The 21,123-nt window shown below is 64.6% G+C and carries 19 protein-coding genes; 12 read left to right on the forward strand and 7 right to left on the reverse strand.

Annotated elements, in window-relative coordinates; genetic code table 11:
• Nucleotides 1–7: 7 nt before the first annotated feature.
• On the reverse strand, nt 8–1,024 hold the full coding sequence (locus AKN84_RS19005; protein WP_050422191.1) for an LLM class flavin-dependent oxidoreductase: 1,017 nt from the start codon (nt 1,022–1,024) through the stop codon (nt 8–10).
• Between the two features lie 389 nt (nt 1,025–1,413).
• Here AKN84_RS19005 and metF point away from each other — a divergent pair, with 389 nt between their 5' ends.
• The 3 genes from metF (at nt 1,414) to maiA (ending at nt 7,016) form a co-directional block, all read left to right on the forward strand.
• Complete coding sequence (metF, locus tag AKN84_RS19010) at nt 1,414–2,328, forward strand: methylenetetrahydrofolate reductase [NAD(P)H] (RefSeq protein WP_050422192.1); 915 nt, start codon at nt 1,414–1,416, stop codon at nt 2,326–2,328.
• 1 nt (nt 2,329) lies between these two features.
• Nucleotides 2,330–6,184, forward strand: a complete 3,855-nt coding sequence (gene metH, locus AKN84_RS19015) for a methionine synthase (RefSeq protein WP_050422193.1) — start codon at nt 2,330–2,332, stop codon at nt 6,182–6,184.
• Between the two features lie 154 nt (nt 6,185–6,338).
• The gene (maiA, locus tag AKN84_RS19020) at nt 6,339–7,016 is read left to right on the forward strand and encodes a maleylacetoacetate isomerase (RefSeq protein ID WP_430649917.1); all 678 of its coding nucleotides are present in this window, start codon (nt 6,339–6,341) and stop codon (nt 7,014–7,016) included.
• A gap of 505 nt (nt 7,017–7,521) precedes the next feature.
• Here maiA and AKN84_RS19025 read toward each other — a convergent pair.
• The 3 genes from AKN84_RS19025 to AKN84_RS19035 form a co-directional block, all read right to left on the reverse strand.
• Entirely contained in the window at nt 7,522–8,622 is a 1,101-nt protein-coding gene (locus AKN84_RS19025) for a Cj0069 family protein (RefSeq protein ID WP_050422194.1), read from the reverse strand.
• A 121-nt stretch (nt 8,623–8,743) separates the two neighbouring features.
• Nucleotides 8,744–9,835, reverse strand: a complete 1,092-nt coding sequence (locus tag AKN84_RS19030) for a nickel/cobalt efflux transporter (protein ID WP_050422195.1) — start codon at nt 9,833–9,835, stop codon at nt 8,744–8,746.
• A 22-nt stretch (nt 9,836–9,857) separates the two neighbouring features.
• On the reverse strand, nt 9,858–10,136 hold the full coding sequence (locus AKN84_RS19035; RefSeq protein ID WP_050422196.1) for a metal/formaldehyde-sensitive transcriptional repressor: 279 nt from the start codon (nt 10,134–10,136) through the stop codon (nt 9,858–9,860).
• 253 nt (nt 10,137–10,389) lie between these two features.
• Here AKN84_RS19035 and AKN84_RS19040 point away from each other — a divergent pair, with 253 nt between their 5' ends.
• The 7 genes from AKN84_RS19040 (at nt 10,390) to AKN84_RS19070 (ending at nt 15,221) form a co-directional block, all read left to right on the forward strand.
• The gene (locus tag AKN84_RS19040; RefSeq protein WP_050422197.1) at nt 10,390–11,208 is read left to right on the forward strand and encodes a chromate resistance protein ChrB domain-containing protein; all 819 of its coding nucleotides are present in this window, start codon (nt 10,390–10,392) and stop codon (nt 11,206–11,208) included.
• Between the two features lie 84 nt (nt 11,209–11,292).
• The gene (locus AKN84_RS19045) at nt 11,293–11,526 is read left to right on the forward strand and encodes a PepSY domain-containing protein (RefSeq protein WP_050422198.1); all 234 of its coding nucleotides are present in this window, start codon (nt 11,293–11,295) and stop codon (nt 11,524–11,526) included.
• A 48-nt stretch (nt 11,527–11,574) separates the two neighbouring features.
• Nucleotides 11,575–11,907, forward strand: a complete 333-nt coding sequence (locus AKN84_RS19050; RefSeq protein WP_244485272.1) for a hypothetical protein — start codon at nt 11,575–11,577, stop codon at nt 11,905–11,907.
• A gap of 175 nt (nt 11,908–12,082) precedes the next feature.
• Nucleotides 12,083–12,679: a superoxide dismutase gene (locus AKN84_RS19055; protein ID WP_050422199.1), complete on the forward strand. Its 597-nt coding sequence runs from the start codon at nt 12,083–12,085 to the stop codon at nt 12,677–12,679.
• A gap of 96 nt (nt 12,680–12,775) precedes the next feature.
• Nucleotides 12,776–13,957 carry a chromate efflux transporter gene (chrA, locus tag AKN84_RS19060; protein ID WP_128970986.1) on the forward strand — a complete coding sequence of 394 codons (1,182 nt, stop codon included), beginning with the start codon at nt 12,776–12,778 and terminating at the stop codon, nt 13,955–13,957.
• 141 nt (nt 13,958–14,098) lie between these two features.
• Nucleotides 14,099–14,815, forward strand: a complete 717-nt coding sequence (locus tag AKN84_RS19065) for a dihydrofolate reductase family protein (protein ID WP_128970987.1) — start codon at nt 14,099–14,101, stop codon at nt 14,813–14,815.
• Between the two features lie 82 nt (nt 14,816–14,897).
• On the forward strand, nt 14,898–15,221 hold the full coding sequence (locus tag AKN84_RS19070; protein WP_050422202.1) for a hypothetical protein: 324 nt from the start codon (nt 14,898–14,900) through the stop codon (nt 15,219–15,221).
• A gap of 134 nt (nt 15,222–15,355) precedes the next feature.
• On the opposite strand, the gene AKN84_RS19075 is transcribed toward AKN84_RS19070, so the two are convergent.
• Together AKN84_RS19075 and AKN84_RS19080 are read right to left on the reverse strand one after the other, a co-directional pair.
• Complete coding sequence (locus AKN84_RS19075) at nt 15,356–16,222, reverse strand: outer membrane protein (RefSeq protein WP_128970988.1); 867 nt, start codon at nt 16,220–16,222, stop codon at nt 15,356–15,358.
• Between the two features lie 159 nt (nt 16,223–16,381).
• Entirely contained in the window at nt 16,382–17,107 is a 726-nt protein-coding gene (locus AKN84_RS19080; protein WP_050422204.1) for a TetR/AcrR family transcriptional regulator, read from the reverse strand.
• A 204-nt stretch (nt 17,108–17,311) separates the two neighbouring features.
• Between AKN84_RS19080 and AKN84_RS19085 the strand changes: the two genes are divergently transcribed.
• Together AKN84_RS19085 and AKN84_RS19090 are read left to right on the forward strand one after the other, a co-directional pair.
• The gene (locus tag AKN84_RS19085) at nt 17,312–18,565 is read left to right on the forward strand and encodes an HlyD family secretion protein (protein ID WP_128970989.1); all 1,254 of its coding nucleotides are present in this window, start codon (nt 17,312–17,314) and stop codon (nt 18,563–18,565) included.
• Nucleotides 18,566–18,580: 15 nt separating this feature from the next.
• Entirely contained in the window at nt 18,581–20,173 is a 1,593-nt protein-coding gene (locus AKN84_RS19090; protein ID WP_050422206.1) for a DHA2 family efflux MFS transporter permease subunit, read from the forward strand.
• A 44-nt stretch (nt 20,174–20,217) separates the two neighbouring features.
• Here the strand turns inward: AKN84_RS19090 and AKN84_RS19095 are convergent, their stop codons facing one another.
• Complete coding sequence (locus tag AKN84_RS19095) at nt 20,218–21,117, reverse strand: LysR family transcriptional regulator (RefSeq protein WP_050422207.1); 900 nt, start codon at nt 21,115–21,117, stop codon at nt 20,218–20,220.
• Between the last annotated feature and the right edge of the window lie 6 nt (nt 21,118–21,123).

The following is a 21,123-nucleotide window of genomic DNA, read 5'->3' on the forward strand; positions in this document are numbered from 1 at the left end:
ACAGCCGTTATGCCGCCCTCTTCTGCAGCCCGAACGCCTCGGCCAGCAGGCTGTAGGACTTCTTGCGCGCCTCATGGTCGTAGACCGCGGTGATCACCATCAGCTCGTCGGCCTGGCTTGCCGCGATCAGCGGCTCCAGCTTCGTCATCACGGTCGCGGGGCTGCCGACGAACAGCCGCGCGCGGTTGCGTGCGATCGAGGCGCGCTCGGCGTCGGTGTAGGGATAGGCCTCCGCCTCCTCGATATCAGGCAGCGGCAGATACTGGCCGCGGTCGCGGCGCAGCCGGTTGAGATCCATCGACATCGCAAGCCGCTCGGCTTCCGCATCAGTCTCCGCCGTGACGACGGCGACTGCGAGGATCGATTGCGGCGTCGCGCGCCAGCCCGACGGCTTGAAATGCGCCCGATAGTTCGTCATCGCGGCAATTGCATCGTGCGTGGCAAAATGGTGCGCGAACGCAAAGCCCATCCCGACCTGCGCCGCGAGCTCGGCGGAATAGTCGCTCGAGCCGAGCAGCCAGATCGGCGGCAGCGGCGAATCATCCGGCATCGCCACCACATTGTTGTAGGGATGGCCGGCCGGGAAATCGCGCGTCTCCCACAAGGTCAACTCATGCAGCCGCTCGAGGAAATCATCGCCCTCACGGCGATCGAGCCGGCTGCGCAGCGCGTAGGCGGTGGCGCCATCGGTGCCGGGCGCGCGGCCGAGACCAAGATCGATGCGGCCGGGAAACAGTGCCTCCAGCATCTTGAAGCGCTCGGCGACCACGAGCGGCGCATGATTGGGCAGCATCACGCCGCCGGAGCCAACGCGGATGTGCTGCGTCACCGCCGCGATCTGCCCGATCATCAAATCGGGCGCCGGGCTCGCGACCGAGGCGAGGTTGTGGTGCTCGGCGAGCCAATAGCGGACATAACCGAGGCCATCGACATGGCGCGCCAAATCGATGCTGTTGCGGAGCGCGGCGGCGGGCTTGGTGCCGGTGGTGACGACGGACAGGTCGAGGACGGAGAGCGGGATCATGGCCGACAACCTAGTGTGAGGTCAGGAGGCGACAAAGAGCCCGGCTGCGCAGAGCAGTCCCGCACCCGACGGCTGGTGGAGAGAGCAACGAGGCTTGGGACGAAAAAAGACGATTCATCGACATATTATCCTGCCCACAGCTCATTTCGGCGACCCCGCACATGCAGAATTAAATTTATGCTATATAATACAGCGAAATAACTCATCTTCGCGACAAGTCGCCCCTCGCCCACCATGCATAACCCGCAGTTGATTTTTCTCGTTTCCTTGTCACCTATGGGCAATTTCCCATATCCGATGGGCTGTTTTGGCCCACCGGTTTGGCTTATCTTAGGGCCTTCATATCCAGGTCGGACGTCGACCCTCCAGTTGCGGAGCCCTTGCGTATCATGACCGAGACCATTTCCTCCGTGCCGGACGGACAGCGCGCGCCAAAGGCGCCGAAAATCTCCTTCGAGTTCTTCCCGCCGAAGACCGAGGAGATGGAGCGCAATCTCTGGGAGACGATCAATCGGCTGGCGCCGCTGACGCCGAACTTCGTCTCAGTCACCTACGGCGCCGGCGGCTCGACCCGCGAGCGCACCCATTCGACCATCACCCGCATCCTACGCGAGACCGATCTGCTGCCGGCCGCGCACCTGACCTGCGTCAGCGCCTCGCGCGGCGAGATCGACGAGATCGTCGACCGCTATCATGAGGTCGGCGTCCGCCACATCGTGGCGCTGCGCGGCGATCCGCCGGGCGGCATCGGCACCCCGTACTTCACCCATCCCGACGGCTACCAGAGCTCGGCCGAGCTCGTCGCCGGGATCAAGAAGCGCCACGCCGATATCGAGATCTCGGTGTCCGCCTATCCGGAGAAGCATCCGGAAGCCGCCGACTTCGACACCGACATCGACACGCTGAAGGCCAAGGTCGACGCCGGCGCGACCCGCGCGATCACCCAGGTGTTCTTCGATAACGACCTCTACCATCGCTATGTCGACAGGGTGCGGGCGCGCGGCATCGAGATTCCGATCGTGCCGGGCATCATGCCGATGCACAATTTCAAGCAGGCGCGCAACTTCGTCACCCGCGCCGGCACCAGCGTGCCCGACTGGCTCGCCGAGAAGTTCGAAGGCCTCGACAACGACGCCGAGACCCGCAAGCTGGTGGCGGCAACCGTCGCCGCCGGCCAGGTGCAGAAGCTGTTCAAGCACGGCGTCGACACCTTCCACTTCTACACCATGAACCGCGCGGACCTCGTGTTCGCGATCAGCCACCTGCTCGGCATCCGGCCGAACGGTGCCCAGAAAGCTGCCTGACATGTCCGTTCCCGTTTCTCCCAAGCGTAACGCTTTGCTCGCGGCTGCCCGCGAACGCATCCTGGTGCTCGACGGCGCCATGGGCACGATGATCCAGGGCCTGCAGTTCGACGAAGCCGCCTTTCGTAGCGAACGCTTCAAGGACTTCCACCGTGACATCAAGGGCAACAACGATCTCCTGATCCTGACCCAGCCCGAGGCGATCACCGACATCCATGCCGCTTACTTGCGCGCCGGAGCCGACATCGTCGCGACCAACACCTTCTCCTCGACTTCGATCGCGCAGGCCGACTACGATATGTCGGACCTCGCCTATGAGATGAACCTGCAGGGCGCCCGCCTTGCGCGCGCCGCCGCCGAGCGGGTGAGCGCTGAGGACGGCAAACAGCGCTTTGTCGCCGGCGCGCTCGGCCCGACCAACCGTACCGCCTCGATCTCGCCTGACGTCTCCAATCCCGGCTATCGCGCGGTGACCTTCGACGATCTGCGCAAGGCCTACGGCGAACAGGCCAAGGGCCTGCTCGATGGCGGCGCCGATCTGCTGCTCGTCGAGACCATCTTCGACACGCTGAACGCCAAGGCGGCGCTTTATGCAATCGCCGAGATCATCGAGGAACGCGGCATCGACGTGCCCGTGATGATTTCCGGCACCATCACAGACAAGTCCGGCCGCCTGCTCTCCGGGCAATTGCCGGAGGCGTTCTGGCATTCGGTGCGGCACGCCAAGCCGATCACGATCGGCTTCAACTGCGCGCTCGGCGCCGAGGATCTGCGCGCGCACATCGCCGATATCGGCCGCGTCGCCGACACGCTGGTGTGCGCATATCCGAATGCCGGCCTGCCCAACGAGTTCGGCCAGTATGACGAGACGCCGGACTACATGGCGCGGCTGATCGGCGAATTCGCCGCCGCCGGCCTCGTCAACATCGTCGGCGGCTGCTGCGGCACCACGCCCGACCATATCGCGGCGATCGCCAGGGCCGTCGCCCCGCACAAGCCGCGCGTGGTTCCCGAGATCGAACCGCGGCTCAGGCTCTCCGGCCTCGAGCCGTTCACGCTGACCGACGCGATCCCGTTCGTGAACGTCGGCGAGCGCACCAACGTCACCGGCTCGGCGCGCTTCCGCAAGCTGATCACCGCGGGCGACTACACCGCCGCGCTGCAGGTCGCACGCGACCAGGTCGAGAACGGCGCGCAGGTCATCGACGTCAACACGGACGAAGGCCTGCTCGATTCCGAGAATGCGATGGTGACGTTCCTCAACCTCGTCGCCGCCGAGCCCGACATCGCCCGCGTGCCTGTCATGGTCGACTCCTCGAAATTCCACGTCATCGAGGCCGGCCTGAAATGCATTCAGGGCAAGCCGATCGTGAACTCGATCTCGATGAAGGAAGGCGAGGAAAAATTCCTGCACGAGGCGACCGTCGCCAAGCGCCACGGCGCCGCGGTGGTGGTGATGGCGTTCGACGAGACCGGCCAGGCCGACACGTTCGCGCGCAAGACCGATATCTGCAAGCGCGCCTATGACATCCTGGTCAATCGGCTCGACTTCCCGCCCGAGGACATCATCTTCGATCCGAACATCTTCGCGATCGCGACCGGCCTCGAGGAGCACAACAATTACGGCGTCGACTTCATCGAGGCGACACGCTGGATCCGGCAGAACCTGCCCGGCGCGCACATCTCCGGCGGCGTCTCCAATCTGTCGTTCTCGTTCCGCGGCAATGAGCCGGTGCGCGAGGCGATGCACTCGGTGTTCCTGTATCACGCCATCCATGCCGGCATGGACATGGGCATCGTCAATGCCGGGCAGATGATCGTCTATGATGACATCGACCCCGAGCTGCGCCAGACCTGCGAGGACGTCATCCTCAACCGCGATCCCGGCGCGTCGGAGCGGCTGCTGGCGCTGGCCGAGAAATTCCGCGGCAAGGAGAAGCAGACCAAGGAGCAGGATCTCGCCTGGCGCGAATGGCCGGTCGAGAAGCGACTGTCCCACGCGCTGGTGCACGGCATCACCGAGTTCATCGAAGCTGACACCGAAGCCGCCCGCCAGAACGCCTCCCGCCCGCTCGACGTCATCGAAGGCCCGCTGATGGCCGGCATGAACGTGGTCGGCGACCTCTTTGGCGACGGCAAGATGTTCCTGCCGCAGGTCGTGAAGTCGGCGCGCGTGATGAAGCAGGCGGTGGCCTATCTGATGCCGTTCATGGAAGAGGAGAAGGCGCGCAACCTCGCCAACGGCATTACCGGCGGCCGCAACGCCGCGGGCAAGATCGTGCTCGCGACCGTTAAGGGCGACGTCCACGACATCGGCAAGAACATCGTCGGCATCGTGCTCCAGTGCAACAATTTCGAGGTGATCGACCTCGGCGTCATGGTGCCCGCGAGCAAGATCATCGAGACCGCGAAGGCCGAGGGCGCCGACATCATCGGCCTTTCCGGCCTGATCACGCCTTCGCTCGACGAGATGAGCTTCCTCGCCGGCGAGCTGGAACGGCAGGGCATGAACGTGCCGCTCTTGATCGGCGGCGCCACCACCAGCCGCGTGCATACCGCCGTCAAGATCGACCCGAACTATCCAGGCGGGCCGGTCGTGCATGTCAACGACGCGAGCCGCGCCGTCGGCGTCGCCTCCTCGCTGCTGTCGGCCGAGAAGAAGCAGGCCTATGCCGCCGAGGTGCGCGCCGAATACGCCAAGATCTCGACGGCGCATTTCCGTGCCCAGGCCGACAAGAAGCGGCTGAAGCTCGCTGAAGCGCGCGCCAACAAGGTCGCGATCGACTTTGCGGCGGTGCCGCCGAAGAAGCCGGCCTTCTTCGGGCTGAAGAGTTTTGACGCCTACGATCTGGCTGAGCTTGCCGACTACATCGACTGGACGCCGTTCTTCCAGACCTGGGAGCTGACCGGCCGCTTCCCGGCGATCCTCGACGATCCGAAGGTCGGCGAGGTCGCGCGCTCGCTCTATGCCGACGCGCGCAAGATGCTGGACACGATCATCAAGGAGAAGTGGTTCACGGCGCGCGCCACGATCGGCTTCTGGCCGGCGAACGCCGTCGGCGACGACATCGAGGTCTATGCCGACGAGAGCCGTGCCAAGAAGATCGCGACCTTCCATACGCTGCGCCAGCAGCTCGAGAAGCGCGAGGGCCGCTTCAACGCCGCGCTGTCGGACTTCGTCGCGCCCAAGGACACCGGCGTGCCTGACTATATCGGCGGCTTCGTCGTCACGGCGGGGATTGGCGAGGACGCGGTTGCTGACCGCTTCAAGAACGCCAATGACGACTACTCCTCGATCCTGTGCAAGGCGCTGGCCGATCGTCTGGCCGAAGCCTTTGCCGAGCGCATGCACCAGCGCGTGCGCAAGGAATTCTGGGCCTACGCGCCCGGCGAGACGTTTTCGGCCGACGAACTGATCCTCGAGAAATATGACGGCATCCGCCCGGCGCCCGGCTATCCGGCGCAACCCGACCACACCGAGAAGCGGACGCTGTTCGCGTTGCTCGACGCGGAGAACACCGCGGGTGTGAAGTTGACCGAGAGCTTTGCGATGTGGCCGGGCTCGTCGGTCTCGGGCCTGTATTTCTCGCATCCCGAGAGCTTCTATTTCGGTGTCGGCAAGATCGAGCGCGACCAGGTCGAGGACTATGCCGCGCGCAAGGCCATGACGGTCGCCGAGGTCGAGCGCTGGCTCGCGCCGGTGTTGAACTACATCCCCTCGCAGGATGGAGCCAAGGGCCAGGCGATCGCGCCCGCCGCGACGCCCGCCAATGACGAGGAACTGGCCTCGCATCCGCAGGGCTGCACCTGCGCGGTGCACCTCGCCTGGCGGAAGAAGAAGGTGGGCTCGGGCTAGGCCTTTCTTCCCTTCTCCCCTTGTGGGAGAAGGTGTCGCGGACGAAGTCCGCGACGGATGAGGGGTCTCTGTCCGCGGAGACAGACCCCTCACCCGTCCGTCCGCGATGCTCTGCATCGCGTCCACCCTCTCCCACAAGGGGAGAGGGGAAGAAATGCGGAGTGGCCTCACCATGCAGTTCTTCTCCTTCTGGCGATCGCTGGCGAGCTTTCGGGTGCGGATCGCGCTCAACCTGAAGGGCGTGCCGGCCGAAATCGTATTCATTGATCTCGACGCGGATGCGCATCGCGCCGATGCGTATCGTAAGATCAATCCGCAGATGGCGCTGCCGGCGCTGGTGACCGACGACGGCACCGTGCTGTTCCAGTCGCTCGCGATCATCGACTATCTCGACGAGAACTATCCCGACCCGCCGCTGCTGCCATCGGATGCACTCGGCCGGGCGCGCGTACGCGGGCTGGCGTTGATGGTCGCCTGCGAGGGCCATCCGCTGCTGACGCCGCGGGTGCGGCGCTATCTCGACCGCGAGCTCGATCTGCGCGACAGCCAGCAGAACGCCTGGCGGCGGCATTGGACCGTCGAGACGCTGGCGGCGCTCGAGGGCCACCTCGCCGGCCACAAGGAAACCGGCCAATTCTGCCACGGCGATGCGCCCACGCTTGCCGACATCTGCCTGGTCGGCCACGTCACCGCGGCGATCAACCAGCAGATCAGCCTGGCACCCTGGCCGACCGTGAAGCGGATCCACGAGACCGCGATGGCACTGCCGGCGTTCGCCAAGGCGCATCCCTCGGCGCAGCCGGACACACCGGAGGCAATGCGGGCGAAGTGAGCTCACCGTCGTCCCTGCGAAAGCACTAGGGCATGCACACATCTTTTCCGATCGAAAAACCGACTCTTAATCAAGGACTTGGATGTGGGGCGATGACCAAAGTTCGCGAGCGCAGCTTAGCTAAACGTCGTCATTTCTCTGCGTTCTTCAGCCAAGTCCTTGAGAAGACTCCAGAAGATGTGTGCATGCACTAGTGCGAAAGCAGGGACCCATAACCACAGGGTTGTGTCGTTGAAGTGAGCTGTGGCCCCAGCGCTAAACAATAACGACCGGCTGTGGGTCCTGGCTTTCGCCAGGACGACGCGGTGGATGGTTCTCGATTCATGATCTCAAACAACTGCTGTCGTCACCCGCGAAAGCGAAAGCGGGTGATCAGTATTCCAGAGACACCGATGCTTGAGCCGAGAGGCCACGGCGTACTGAATCGCCCGGTCGAGCCGGGCGATGCCAGCTTTGGTGGGGACGCAGCCTCGCTTTCTCGCGACACGAATCGTCCGAGCTTGGCTTATCCGCCGGTATCGCTCTCCACGTTCCCGGCAATGCGATCCCTGACCGTCCGCGCGATCGCGGCCGGCGCCTCGTCGGGTATTGCAAAGCACGAGCTGGCGTTGATCTCACAGAGCACGTAAGTGTCGGCACCATCCGCATCGCGCGGGCCGTAGAGGAAGTCCGCATCCCAGATCACCGGCAGCGACGCTTCGTCGATCGTCAGCGTCTCCATCAGCTGCGGAATCCATTCGTCCTCCATCGAACGGCGCAGCGCCCGGAATTGCGGGGCATCGGGGCCGTGCATGATGCGCGGGCCGGGCTGCGCTTGCGGTGAATCCGGGCCTTCCGGCGGCGGCGGGATCAAGGCCTTGATCAGCTGGTGCCCGAACCCTGCGACCTTCGAACCGCTGACATAGCAACGGATCATGCCCTCGGGCAGGCGCGGCTGGAATGGCTGATCGATGATGCAGCCGCCCCAGCCGAAATACGGCTCGCAGTGCGCCATGAAGGCCTCCAGCGGCAGCTCCTCGGGCTGGCTGCCGCGCAGCGCGTGCAGCACACGCACGGTCGCGTCCGGCAAGGCTTCCACCTTCCAGACGCCCTGCCCGCCATTGCCGCGGTTCTGCTTGAGGACGCGCGGACCGGTCACGCGAAGCCGCGACGGGAATTCGGCGCGGAAGGCATCGGCCGTGGCGTATCGATGCGTGTCGGCGCCCCAGCCAAGGTGACGCGTGCGATGAAGCACTTCCTTGACGCCCATCTTCAGGATGACGTCAGGATGGGCGCTGACCCATGGCCTTTCCATCGGACGCTTCGCGGCGACCTCGCGCAGCAGCGGATCGAGCGTCGCCCGCGTCTTGCCCTGGTGGATCGGATCGACCCAGACCAGGACGCCGTCCATGGTCAGCAATTGGTCGCGGACGAGATCGGCGATAGTCTCGTCATAGACGACGGGCACGGCCTCGATGCCGGCGGCATCGAGCGCTTCGAAGACGCGAACGAAACGGCTGTTCTGCGGCGTCGCCTCGCGGCGCGCTGCGGCATCTCCACGCCACAGGATGGCGATCCTGGAACGGCGATTTTCGGAACGAAGGAATGTGTGTGGTTCGGTGTCCATATCAAAGCTCCACGACGGTTGATGTCGCGCAGAGCTTGGACCGAAGTCTCACGGGGAGTCTGCTTGTCCCCGTGGGAGTAACTCTAGACGACTTCGCGCAGGTTTCAAGATCGGCGTGGGATCACGCCATGATCCCGTGCAGCCCCAGCCAGCCGGTGTAGAGGCCGACCAGCACGATCAGCGCGGCCGACACGTAGGGCGCGCGCTGTGCGAATTGGCTGAAGCCGCCCCAGTGACGCTCGACATGGCGAAGGCTGAGCGCGGCCGCAACGCCGGCGGAGACCATGGTGATGGCAAGCCCGATGCCGAAGCAGAGCACCAGCACGAAGCCGAGGCTGAACTGCTTGAGCTGAAGGCAAAGCAGCAGCACGGTGATCGCCGCCGGGCACGGGATGAGCCCGCCGGTCAGGCCGAACAGGATGATCTGCCACGTCGTGACGGTGCGTCCGGCAAAGCGCTTGCGGATGTCGGCCGCGTGCGCGCGCGCATGCGCATCGTCGGCGTCGCCGAGGTCCATATGCGCGTGGTCGCGCTCCTCGAACAGGACTTCCGCAATGTCTGCCCGCACCGACAGGCGTGCCTTGAATTGATGCGGCTCCGGAATTTCATCGATGCTTTCCAGATAGCCGTTCTGCTCGGCGAAGCGAAAATGCTGCTCGCTGCCGTCGGGGCGGATCGTCACGACATCGACCTCGCCGGCCGTCGGCAGCGCCCCGGCCTCGCTCCGCAACCGCCAGCGCGGCGGCACGCCGTCCTCGAAGACTTCGAGCGACAGCGGCTGACCGGCCAGGGTCAATTGGCGCGCTTCGTCGTGATGATGGTGATCATGGTCATGATCGTGATCATGGTGATGGTCGTGTTCGGAGGTCTGCTCGCGCCAGGTGCGCCAGGCCATCCAGGCCGCGATCGCGATGATGATGACCGCCGAGGCCAGTTGCAAATAGGCTTCGCTGCGTTCGCCGGACCATTGCTGGCCGAAATGCAGGCCCGCCAGCGCGACGATCCAGACGATCGCGGTGTGCGAGATCGCCGCCGACAGGCCGAGCAGCACCGCCTGCACCACTGTGCCGCGGATCGCGATGATGAAGGCCGCCATCATCGTCTTGGAGTGGCCGGGCTCGAGACCATGCAGTGCGCCGAGCAGGATCGCACTGGGGACGAACAGCCATGCATGCGCGCTGCTCTGCTGCAGCAACTGAGACAGATCGGTCATAGGCTTCGCTTCAGGACGGGCGTTACTTCAAATAGGTGCGAACGACGTCGATCAGATCCGCGGCGCCCTGGGCCTTCTCGGGATCCTTTTCCCGGGAGGGATCCACGACGTGATGGCGGATGTGATCCTCGAGCAATTCGGCGGTGAGGCCGTTGATGGCGCCGCGAACCGAGGCCACCAGCATCAGCACGTCGGCACAGCCGATCTCGGATTCCAGGGCCCGCTCGACGGCCTCCAACTGCCCCTTGATGCGGCGAACCCTGCCGACGAGCTTGGACTTGTGCTTGATGGTGTGCGACATGCAAATAATATAGGGGGTTACCCTATATTGGTCAATATCGCTGTCGGCTCGTTTCGGCGGAATCCGCGACGTCATGGACCGAACTCAACGCTGTGATTGTTCCTGTCATAATTGCTGAATTCTTGGTGATCCGCCGGTCCGGCTGTGCGGTTGACAGCAACGCGTATTGGTCTTCTATTGAGGGCACGGGGATGTGCGATCTCCCCGCGAGGCGACATGCCCAAGAATCGCGTCCTGTCACCAAGGGCGCACCATGTCGTCATACACATCGATCTCATCCGAAAAACTGTCTCGTCTCATCGGCACGGCCAAGGCGCCGACGCTCGTCGACGTTCGCATCGATGAAGACTTCACCGCCGATCCGCGCCTGATCCCGGGCGCGATCAGGCATTCGCATCTCGACGTCCAGGATTGGGCTTCCGGCCTCAGCGGTCAATCCGTGGTCGTAATCTGTCAAAAGGGACAGAAGCTCAGCGAAGGCACCGCCGCCTGGCTGCGGTGCGGCAACATCGCGGCGGAAGTTCTCGAGGGCGGCCACCTCGCGTGGCGGGAGGCAGAGCTTCCCACTGTTCCCGCAGACAAAATTCCGAAACGCGACGGCCGCGGCCGTACCGTCTGGGTCACGCGATCGCGGCCGAAGATCGATCGCATCGCCTGTCCGTGGCTGATCCGCCGCTTCGTCGATCCCGCAGCCGTGTTCCTGTTCGTGACGTCAGCAGAGGTCGAGGCCGTCGCCGAACGCTTCGACGCGACGCCGTTCGACATCGAGAACGTGTTCTGGAGCCATCGCGGAGAGCTTTGCACGTTCGATGTGATGATCCGGGAATTCGGCCTCTCGACGCCGGCGCTGGAGCGGCTGGCGACGATGGTGCGGGCGTCGGATACCGCGCGGCTCGATCTGTCGCCCGAGGCGCCCGGATTGCTCGCGGCCTCGCTCGGCCTGTCGCGCATGTTCGACGACGACCTCGAACAGTTGAGCGCGGGCCTTCTACTCTACGACGCCTTCTATCGCTGGTGCCGCGACGCGACCAAAGAGACGCACAACTGGCCGACCAGCAAGGTGAAGCCGTAACCGGCTTTGCGGCCAATGCAGAGGCGCGCGGAAATCGCGCCTCCGGACCACCTGGGGCAGGACAACACCACCAGGAGAACAACCATGCCGAAGCAGAAACTCCTTCACCTGATTGTTGCCTTCGCGATCGCGGGTACCGCGATGCCCGCCCGCGCGCTGACGCAGGACGAGCTTGTCGCGAAACTTCAGGCCGCCGGCTACGCGAGCGTCAGCGACGTCAAGTCGACGGCCGAAGGCATCACGGCGAAGGCGATGAAGAACGGCAAGCCGGTGAGGCTCGTGATCGACAGCAGCGGCCAGGTCAGGGAGCAGGACTGAGGCCCTGTACCGCGCAAGCCGTCAAAACCAAAGCGATGGAGGACAACAATGATGAGAGCAACTCTGGCCCTGTGCCTGGCCGTCCTGTGGCCGGCTGCGATTCTGGCGGCACCGGCGGCGCTCAGCGATGACCGGGAAGCGGCCGTGACGTCGCGGGCAGCGACCCTTCATCCGCAGGCAACCGAAACGCTGCGCGGCATCGTCGATAGCGTCGATGAGGGCAACGATACGCTGCTGATACGGCTGTCCGCAGACAGGACCGAACCATTCAAGGTTCAGGACGGCTTGATCTTCAATGCCGTCCGCTTCGGCGATCCCGTCGAAATCTCGGTGCAGAACATCTCGGGATTCCGAACCATCGTCGGGCTCGCAAAGGAATAGAGCCGCGATCCGAAGCATCAACGATGCGATCAATTCACATGTGGAGGGTCCGATGACCATGAACACCGAACGCCGGAACTTTATCGCAGGGGTCGGTGCCGCAGCTGCATCAACAGCCGTGCTCGGCACCAACCAAGCCCTTGCCCAAGCCAACCCACAGACAGGAGCCAGGGCGATGTCCTATCAGGCCAAGCCGATGCCGTTCGACCCGAAGTCGATCACCGGCATCTCGGAAAAGATCCTCGTCAGCCACTACGAGAACAATTACGTCGGCGCGGTGAAGCGGCTGAACGCCATCGGCACGCAGCTCGCCGAACTCGACTTCGCCAAGGCGCCGAACTTTGTGATCAACGGCCTGAAGCGCGAAGAGTTGATCGCGTCAAACTCGATGATCCTGCATGAGATCTATTTCGATGGGCTCGGCGGCGCAGGCAAGCCGGGCGGCGCGCTCGCCGAGGCGATTGCACGCGACTTCGGCAGCATGGAGCGCTGGCGCGCGGAATTCTCAGCCATGGGCAAGGCCGAAGGCGGCGGGTCGGGTTGGGTGATCCTCGCCTACTCGCCCCGCGACAAGCGGCTCGTCAACCAATGGGCGGCCGATCACACGACGACGCTCGCCGGCGGCCGTCCGGTCCTGGTGCTCGATATGTATGAGCACGCCTATCACTTGGACTTCGGCGCGGCCGCGGCCCGCTATGTCGACATCTATATGGAAGCCATCCGCTGGGACAACGCGGCCCGGCTGTATGAGCAATACGCAAAGGAGACGTGAGGAGAGTTCTGTGAGCAAGCGAATGAATGAGGCGATCTTCCGGAAACCATCCCTGATCCGCCGCGATGAACAAAACTCTCTGCAGGGAGCTTTCCCGTGATCACGCCAACAGATTCGCAGCGCAGCCGCTTGGCAGAACTGGCACGTTATTTCCTGCGCCTCGGCTTTCTCGGCTTCGGCGGCCCGGTCGCGCTGGTCGGGCAAATGGAGCGGGAACTGGTCGACGGCAAGAAATGGCTGACCAAGGCTGAGATGAAGGAATCGATCGCCATCTGCCAATCGCTTCCGGGACCACTGGCTATCCAGGTCGGCATCTACGTATCCTGGCTTCGCGGCGGCTTCTGGGGGGCCTGGGTCGGTGGATGGTGCTTCATCCTGCCCAACTTCGTCATCGTGGCTTCGCTCGGCGCCCTCTACGTCTATCTCGGCGATCTCCAGCCGGTGACCGCGATCTTCTACGGTGTCAGTCCCGCAGTGATCGCGCTCATCCTTCACTCCTGTTACCGGCTTGCCAAGCTCGGCATGGAAGACTGGCTGCAATGGACGATCGCGGCGGTTTGCCTCGCCGTCACGGTCATCCTCCAGGCCGAGGTCGCGCTACTGTTCATCGGCGCGGGCATCGTGGGCATCCTCTACTACGGCAAGCCGTTTAAACGTTCGCCTGCGATCCTGCCGGGAATTGCCATCGTGCCGGCAGCCGCCGGTCCGATCGCGCCGGTCGCAAGCGGGTCCACGCTTTCCAAGCTGCTCCTGTTCTTCCTCAAGGCCGGCTCGCTGACCTTCGGCAGCGGCCTCGTGATCGTGCCATTCCTCGAGCAAGGGCTCGTGCAGCAATACAACTGGCTCGACGAGCGGCAATTCCTCATCGCGGTCGCGATCGGCATGATCAGTCCGGGACCGGTGGTGATCACCGCAACCTTCGTCGGCTACCTCGTGGCGGGATTTTGGGGCTCGGTCGTCTCCACGATCGGCATCTTCTTGCCGTCGTTCCTGCTGGTGCTGATCGTTGCTCCCCTGCTCGCGCGCCATCGCGGAAACGCCAACGTCCAGGGCTTCGTCAAGGGGGCCTATGCAGCCGCGATCGGAACCATCCTCGGCGCTTGCATCCTGCTCGGCAAGATCGCCATCGGCGACTGGCTCACCGCGTTGATCGGAATCGTGTCGCTGGCGGTGCTGTTCCGCTGGAAGGTCAGCAATCCGCTGCTCATCGCGGCGACCGCCGTGGTCGGCCTGATTGCGTATCCATGGCTGCAACCGAGCTGGGTGATGGTCCATTAGCCGACCAGCCCAACTCGCCGCTCCTCCGACCATCCTGGTCGGAGCTCACGCGCGTTGAGAAGTCAGCTGCGGCTCTCTACATGAGGAGGTGCTCGCCCGCCGCTGCGGCGCGATCCCGCATTCCACCGAAGAGTTCATCTCATGCGACCTCACATCATCTGCCACATGGGCACGTCGATCGACGGCCGGCTTCACCCCAGCCGCTTCACCAAGGCAGCTAGCGGCATTCCCGCCGACGTGCTGCGCTCCCACTATGAGAGGATCCATGACGGCTTCGATGCCGATGGATGGATCATCGGCCGCGTCACCATGAACGAGATGGCCAAGGGAACGGAGCGGCACATCGCCAACCCACCGAGGCTGCCGCGCGAGCCGCATCTTTCCAACCGCGACGGCCGCAAGCTCGCTGTCGGCATCGATCCGTCGGGCCGCGTGCATTTCGGCAAGGACAATGTCGGCGGCGATCATGCCGTTGCGGTGCTCGGCGAACAGGTCTCCGACAGCCATCTCGCCGAGCTGCGCGAGGACGGCGCGTCCTACATCTTTGCAGGCCCCAAAGGTGACGATCTGCCGGGCGCGATGGCGCAGCTTGCATCCCTGTTCGGCGCCAGGAGACTGTTGCTCGAGGGAGGCGGCGGGATCAACGGCGCATTCCTCAAGCACGGGCTGATCGACGAGTTCAGCACGCTGATCTTTCCGGCGGTCGACGGCGTTGCCGGATCGCAAAGCATCGTCGACTACCACGGACCTGACGGTGACCGTCCCGGCGCTGGACAATCGCTGCGGCTGACGCATTGCGAGACGCTGGAGGGCGGCATGGTGTGGCTGCGCCACGCCGTGGAGCGCGCGCCGGGCTGAACGCTGGACGGTCGAGCTCTCTCGACAAGGCCGGCGATCCGGCTCACTTTGCGCCTGCGGACATGACGGATGCGGGGGCGGCATGGAGCATTGGCTTCGCATAGGCGCGAGCGTTGCCTCGATCCTGACGTCGATCATCGCGGCCGGCGCCTCCATCCTGTTTTGGGCGAACAAGCGCTCGAGACGCACGCGGCTCGAAAATTACCTGAAGGCGAAGAAGCAGAAATCGCCCGACGAGCTGTTCTCCGCGACGCGCCTGATGGCCGATCTCGGCATGACGGAGGCGGAGATCTTCGCGGCCAGTTTTGCCAGTCGCCACATTGCCCGGGACGTTCGCAGGGACCTCAGCACCGGCTTCGCGGCCGAAGTGCTGTTTCAGTACCGCGACGATCCGATATCACGCTGAGCGTGCAGCCCAGCGATCGATCGCCTATTGCCTGGGACTCTGCGACCAACCGTTCCGGCACGCCGCGACGAAGAACGCGACGCGGCGCGGCTTGATGCCGGGCATGACGGGACGGCGGCTTGTTCAAGCCAGCGTCAGAACTTGTAACTCAACGCGGCGCGGGCAACGCTGAACCTGCTCTCACGGCTGGCGTTGTAACGGATCTGGCTCTGCACCGGATCGGTGCCCTGGAACGTCGCCGTGGTGCCGCTTGTCCCGAGATCGACGTAGAGATATTCGCCGCGCAGCGTCCAGTTGCTGGTGAAGGCATATTCGGCGCCGCCGCCGGCGGTCCAGCCGACGCGGACGTCGGAATTGTCGCCAAGCCAAAGCCGCGACAGGCCCGTGGAAAACGCTGACGAGTTGGCGATGTTGGTCTTTACCTCGCCATAGGCGAGACCGCCCGTCGCATAGATCAGCAGGCGTTCGGCCGGCACAAAGCCGATGCGGCCCCGCACGGTGCCGAACCAATCGACCTTGCTGGTGCTTTGAAAATTGTAGTTTCCGGTCGCGGTGGTAATTCGGCCGCCCCCGCCTCGACCACCAAACCGACCAAAACCACCGACATCGAAAACGGCGGTGGTGCTTCCGCCCCGGGACGATTTCAGATCCGCACTGTTGAAATCGGTTTCCACGCCCAGGACAACCCGATCGATCCGATAATTGTATCCGAGTAGTCCGCCAGCAGTGACGCCCGCTTGGTTGCTGTCCGAAGCGGGGACACGAACGACGTTGTCGGGGCCGACGATCGAAATCACATTGCTGCTGGTCGTGACATTCCCACCATCATACCAACCGCCGCCCACATTCACGCCAGCGTAGAAACCAGACCAGTTGAACGCGGGAGCCACCAATGGCGGAGCCTTCGTCCAGCTGCGCTCCGGCAGGTCAGCGGCAGACGCCGCGCTTGCAAAGCCCACAAATAAAGCCAGGCCAACCCCAGCGATCGCAAAACCACGCATTCCCATTCCCTTGCACTCGGCAAAGCCGATTAACCTGAGGTTGTGCATCGAGGAAGAGCGGCGGCAGCATGCCGCACTCGAACTCCGGCATTTGTTGCAATGTGTTGTGAATTTACAACGGCGCGAGTTCGCTGAACGAACTTTGCTTGAGTAACGGTATCAATCGGTCCCGAACCGGTATCCGGTTCTGCACGCCGCGACGAAGAACGCGACGCCGCGCGCGACGTGCTCATCGATCTCCGGGTCGAGCGCCTTGAGGTCGACCTCGAACAGCGCACGGAGCAGCATCGGCACCGCGATGATGTCGAGGAACAGCCGCGCCGTGGTCGGCAGATGCTCCGGTGCGAAGGCCGGCAGCTTGCCGAGCTCGTCGGATTGCGTCAGCTCGCGCAGCAGGTGAATCCCGAGCTCGGTGCTGAGCGCACGCGCCCGGCGGTTGACCGTGGCGGCGAGGTCCGGGAAGCGGTGCGCCTCTGCGATCGCGAGCCGCATCAGGCCGATCCGGTCGGCATCGAAGCCCCAATGCAGCAGGGTCGAGGCGACGCTGGTGAGGCGCTCCTCGATGGTCGCGCCGACCGGCGGGTCGGCCTTGAACTCGGCGATGCGCGACAGGATGTCCCGCGTCACCACTTCGGTGAACAGCGCGCGCTTGTCGCGGAAGCGCGCATAGATCGTGCGCTTGCCGGAGCGCGCGGCCTCGGCGATCTCGTCGATGCTCGCACCTTCGAACCCGCGCTGCAGAAACACCCTGCGCGCAGCATCGAGGATGCGCGCATCGACCTCGCCGGCCAATTCCTTCGGCGGCCGGCCAGCGCGCACCTCGACCGGGCTGGCCGCAGGTCCGGTCCTGGGCGCGCGCGGCGTCTTCAGGGTGCTCGTGGTCATCGCCTCGACCCAGGTTCCATGAACCGGTCAGGCCGGCAATGTCAGTCAATATAGCCCTATCACATCTAGTTGTAAATAGAACGGTACAGTTTCGTTCCTATTGACGCGTCGCGCAACCGGGGCTATTTGCCGCACAGAACGGAACGGTACCGTTCCCTTTTGCGAAGACCTTGCAGACCTCGCCGGACAGCAGGAGCAGCCATCATGTTCGAAGACACTGTTTTGGAGCGCGCTCAAGAGGGGCACCAGGGTATCGAGGGCGCGCCCTCGATCTCTCATGAGCCCACCACATCGGAGCGGCCGGAGATCACCATGCGGGCTCCCGCCGAGGGGCGCCCGGTGAGCAAGGAGCCCGCCCCGCCGGCAACGATCCCGCCGGAGGCCACACCGCAGAAGCGCGGCCTCCTGCGTCGCCGTCCGGTGGTCTCCGCGATCGGCGCGGTGCTGCTCGCCGCGACGCTCGGCGGCGGCACCGTCTATTGGGACTACACCGGACATTTCGAATCCACCGACGATGCCTTCATCGCGGCGCGGCAGTCCGCGCTGGCGCCCAAGGTCTCCGGCTACATCACGGCGGTTCCGGTCACCGACAACCAGCATGTCGAGGCCGGCGACGTGATCGCCCGGCTCGACGACCGCGACTATCGCGTCGCGCTGGCGCAGGCCGAGGCGCAGGTCGCGGCGGCACAGGCCAGCATCGAGAATGTCGATGCGCAGCTCGACGTGCAGCAGGCGCAGATCGCGGCTAACCAGGCCCAGGTGGACCAGGCGCAGGCGGCGCTGACCTTCGCGCAGCAGCAGGCGACGCGCTACCAGCATCTGGAGCAGACCGGCTACGGCACGGTGCAGAATTCCGAGCAGTACACCTCGCAACTGCATCAGCAGCAGGCATCGCTCCTGAGCGCGCAGGCGACGCTCAACCTCGCGCAGCGCCAGGTGGAATCGCTGAAGGCGCAGCGCAAGAGCGCGGTCGCCAACCTCGCCCAGGCCGAGGCACAGCGCGACCAGGCCAAGCTCAACCTGTCCTACACGACGGTCACCGCCGCGCAGCCCGGCCGCGTCGTCAATCTCTCGGCCGCGGTCGGCCAGTTCGCGCAGGCCGGCACCAACCTTTCGATGTTCGTGCCCGACCAGACCTGGGTCACCGCGAACTTCAAGGAGATCCAGCTCGACCAGATGCGTCCGGGCGAGAAGGTGACGCTGAAGATCGACGCCTATCCCGGCCGCACCATCAACGGCCATGTCGAAAGCGTGCAGCCCGGCTCCGGCACCGCGTTCTCGCTGCTGCCGGCGCAGAACGCCACCGGCAACTACGTCAAGATCGTGCAGCGCGTACCGGTCAAGATCGTGATGGACAACCCGCCGACCGATGTCGCGCTCGGCCCGGGCATGTCGGTGGTGCCCACCGTGCGCATCAATGCCGCGCCGTCGCTGCTCGAACGGCTTGGCAAGCTCTGATCCCAGGAGGCTGTCATGGGTGCAGCAGCAATCGATGCCAAAAGCCTCCCTGTCCCGCGCGTCACCGTCAATCCCTGGCTGATCGCCATCGTGGTGGCGCTCGCGAGCTTCATGGAGGTGCTCGACACCACCATCGCCAACGTCGCGCTGCCCTATATCGCCGGCGGCATGGGCGTGAGCGAGGACGAGGCGTCCTGGGTGGTCACGACCTACCTGGTGTCCAACGCCATCATCCTGACCGCCTCGAGCTTTCTCGCAAGGATGCTGGGGCGCAAGACCTTCTTCCTGATCTGCCTCGGCATCTTCACCGTCAGCTCGGTGCTGTGCGGCTTCGCGCCCAATCTGAACGCACTGCTGCTGTTCCGCATCCTGCAAGGTCTCGGCGGCGGCGGCATGGTGCCGGTGGCGCAGTCGATCCTCGCCGACGCGTTCCCGCCGGCCAAGCGCGGGCAGGCATTCGCGGTGTTCGGCATCGCCGTGGTGGTCGCGCCGGTGGTCGGCCCGACGCTCGGCGGCTGGCTGTCCGACAATCTGTCCTGGCACTGGTGCTTCCTGATCAACGCGCCGGTCGGCGTGTTCGCGATAGCACTGATCGCCGCGGTGCTGCAGGAGCCCGCGAAGGCCAAGGGCGCGCAGCCGCAGGACAACACTTTCGACTTCATCGGCTTCGCACTGGTCGCGACCTTCCTCGGCGCGCTCGAGGTGATGCTCGACCGCGGCCTCGAGGACGACTGGTTCGCCTCGCCCTTCATCATCACGTCAGCGGCGATCTGCGCCGCGGCGTTCGTGCTGATGATCCCGTGGGAGATGAGCCGCCACAACCCGATGATCGATTTGCGGATGGTCGCGACCCGGCAGTTCGGCGCCTGCTTCCTGGTGATGCTGGCGACCGGCGCCATCCTGCTCGCGACCACCCAGTTCCTGCCGCAGTTGGTGCAGCAGGATTTCGGCTATACCGCGACCTGGGCCGGCCTCGTGCTGTCGCCCGGCGGCGTGGTCACCATGCTGATGATGTTCGTGGTCGGCCGGCTCGCAGCGAAAGTGCAGCCGAAATACCTGATCATCGTCGGCGCGCTTGTCATCGCCGCCTCGATGTACAGCATGACCAACGTGTACGGCGATCTCGGCTTCTGGTTCATGGCGCGCTCGCGCATGCTGATCGGCATCGGCCTGCCCTTGATCTTCATTCCGATCATGACGGCGTCCTATGACGGCATTCCCACCGGGAAGACCGACCAGGCCTCCGCACTGATCAATGCGGCGCGCAACACCGGCGGCTCGATCGGCGTCTCGATCGTCTCCAACGTGTTGACGCATCGCCAGCAGTTCCACCAGAGCCGGCTGGTCGAGCAGGTGACGCCGTCAAGTCCGCAATATCAGGACACCCTGCACCAGGTCACCGACTACTTCGTCGCCCAGGGCAATGCGTTGGCGCAGGCGCACAGCCAGGCCATCCAGTGGATCGGCCAGCAGGTGCAGATCCAGGCTTCGTTCCTGTCCTACATGGATGCGTTCTGGGTCCTGATGCTGATCGCACTCTCGGCGATCCCGCTGGCGCTGACCTTGCGCAAGGTCAAGCTCGGCGGTCCCGCCCCTGTCGGCCATTGACGAATGCAGAGGTCAACCGCGATAGGGGATCGCCTCGATAGACGTCAAATGCCGCTCGTGGCGGCAATGACCGTATCCCTTAGCCAGCGGTGCGCAGGCAGATCGTCGAAGCGGCGGTGCCAGCTCATGACGCTCTGCAGCCTCGAAGCATCGAACGGCAACTCCCGCATCTCGATCGGATAAGCGCGGCGGAATTCGAGCGCGAGCTTGCGCCCGAGGATCGCCACCATGTTCGATTGCACCAGGACCGCGCCGGCGGACAGATACGGCACATCGGAGGCAATGGTGCGCTCGGCCTTGCGCGCCCGCAGCCAGGCATCGATGAAATCCAGATTCTCGCCGCTGGAGGTGATCGCAAGATGCGGCAGCTCGACCAGCGTCTCACCGGTCAGCTTCTTGCGCAGGGCCGGATGACCGGCGCGCAGCACCGCGACGAAGCGATCCTCGATCAACCGACGGGCCGCGAAGCGCTCGCCCTCCAGCGCGCCGGCGGAAATCGCAAGATCGAGTTCGCCGCGATCGAGCCTATCGGTGAGATTGAGCGTCCCGCTCGGCACCAGCGTCAGCCGTACCCTTGGCGCCTGCGCGCGCACCGCCGCGATGATCGCGCCGGCCGCGACCACCGCAGCATAATTGTTGACTGCAATGGCGAAGCGCCGATCCGCCTGCGCCGGATCGAAGCGATCCCCTTCGACCGCCAGTTGCAGTTCGTTGAGCGCCTTGCGGACCGGCAGCGCGAGCGCTTCTGCCCGCGGCGTCGGCAGCATGCCGGACGGGGTGCGGAGGAACAGCTGGTCTTTCAGCGCGTGACGCAGCCGGTTCAGCGCGTGGCTCACGGCAGGCTGGCTAATGGCGAGCGCGCCGGCCGCGCGCACCACGCTGCGCTCGCGCATCACGGCGTCGAAAACCAGCAGGAGGTTGAGGTCGAGATTGCGCAGCCGCATGCCGCT

The organism is Bradyrhizobium tropiciagri (assembly GCF_001189845.1).
Classification (GTDB): Bacteria; Pseudomonadota; Alphaproteobacteria; order Rhizobiales; family Xanthobacteraceae; genus Bradyrhizobium; species Bradyrhizobium tropiciagri.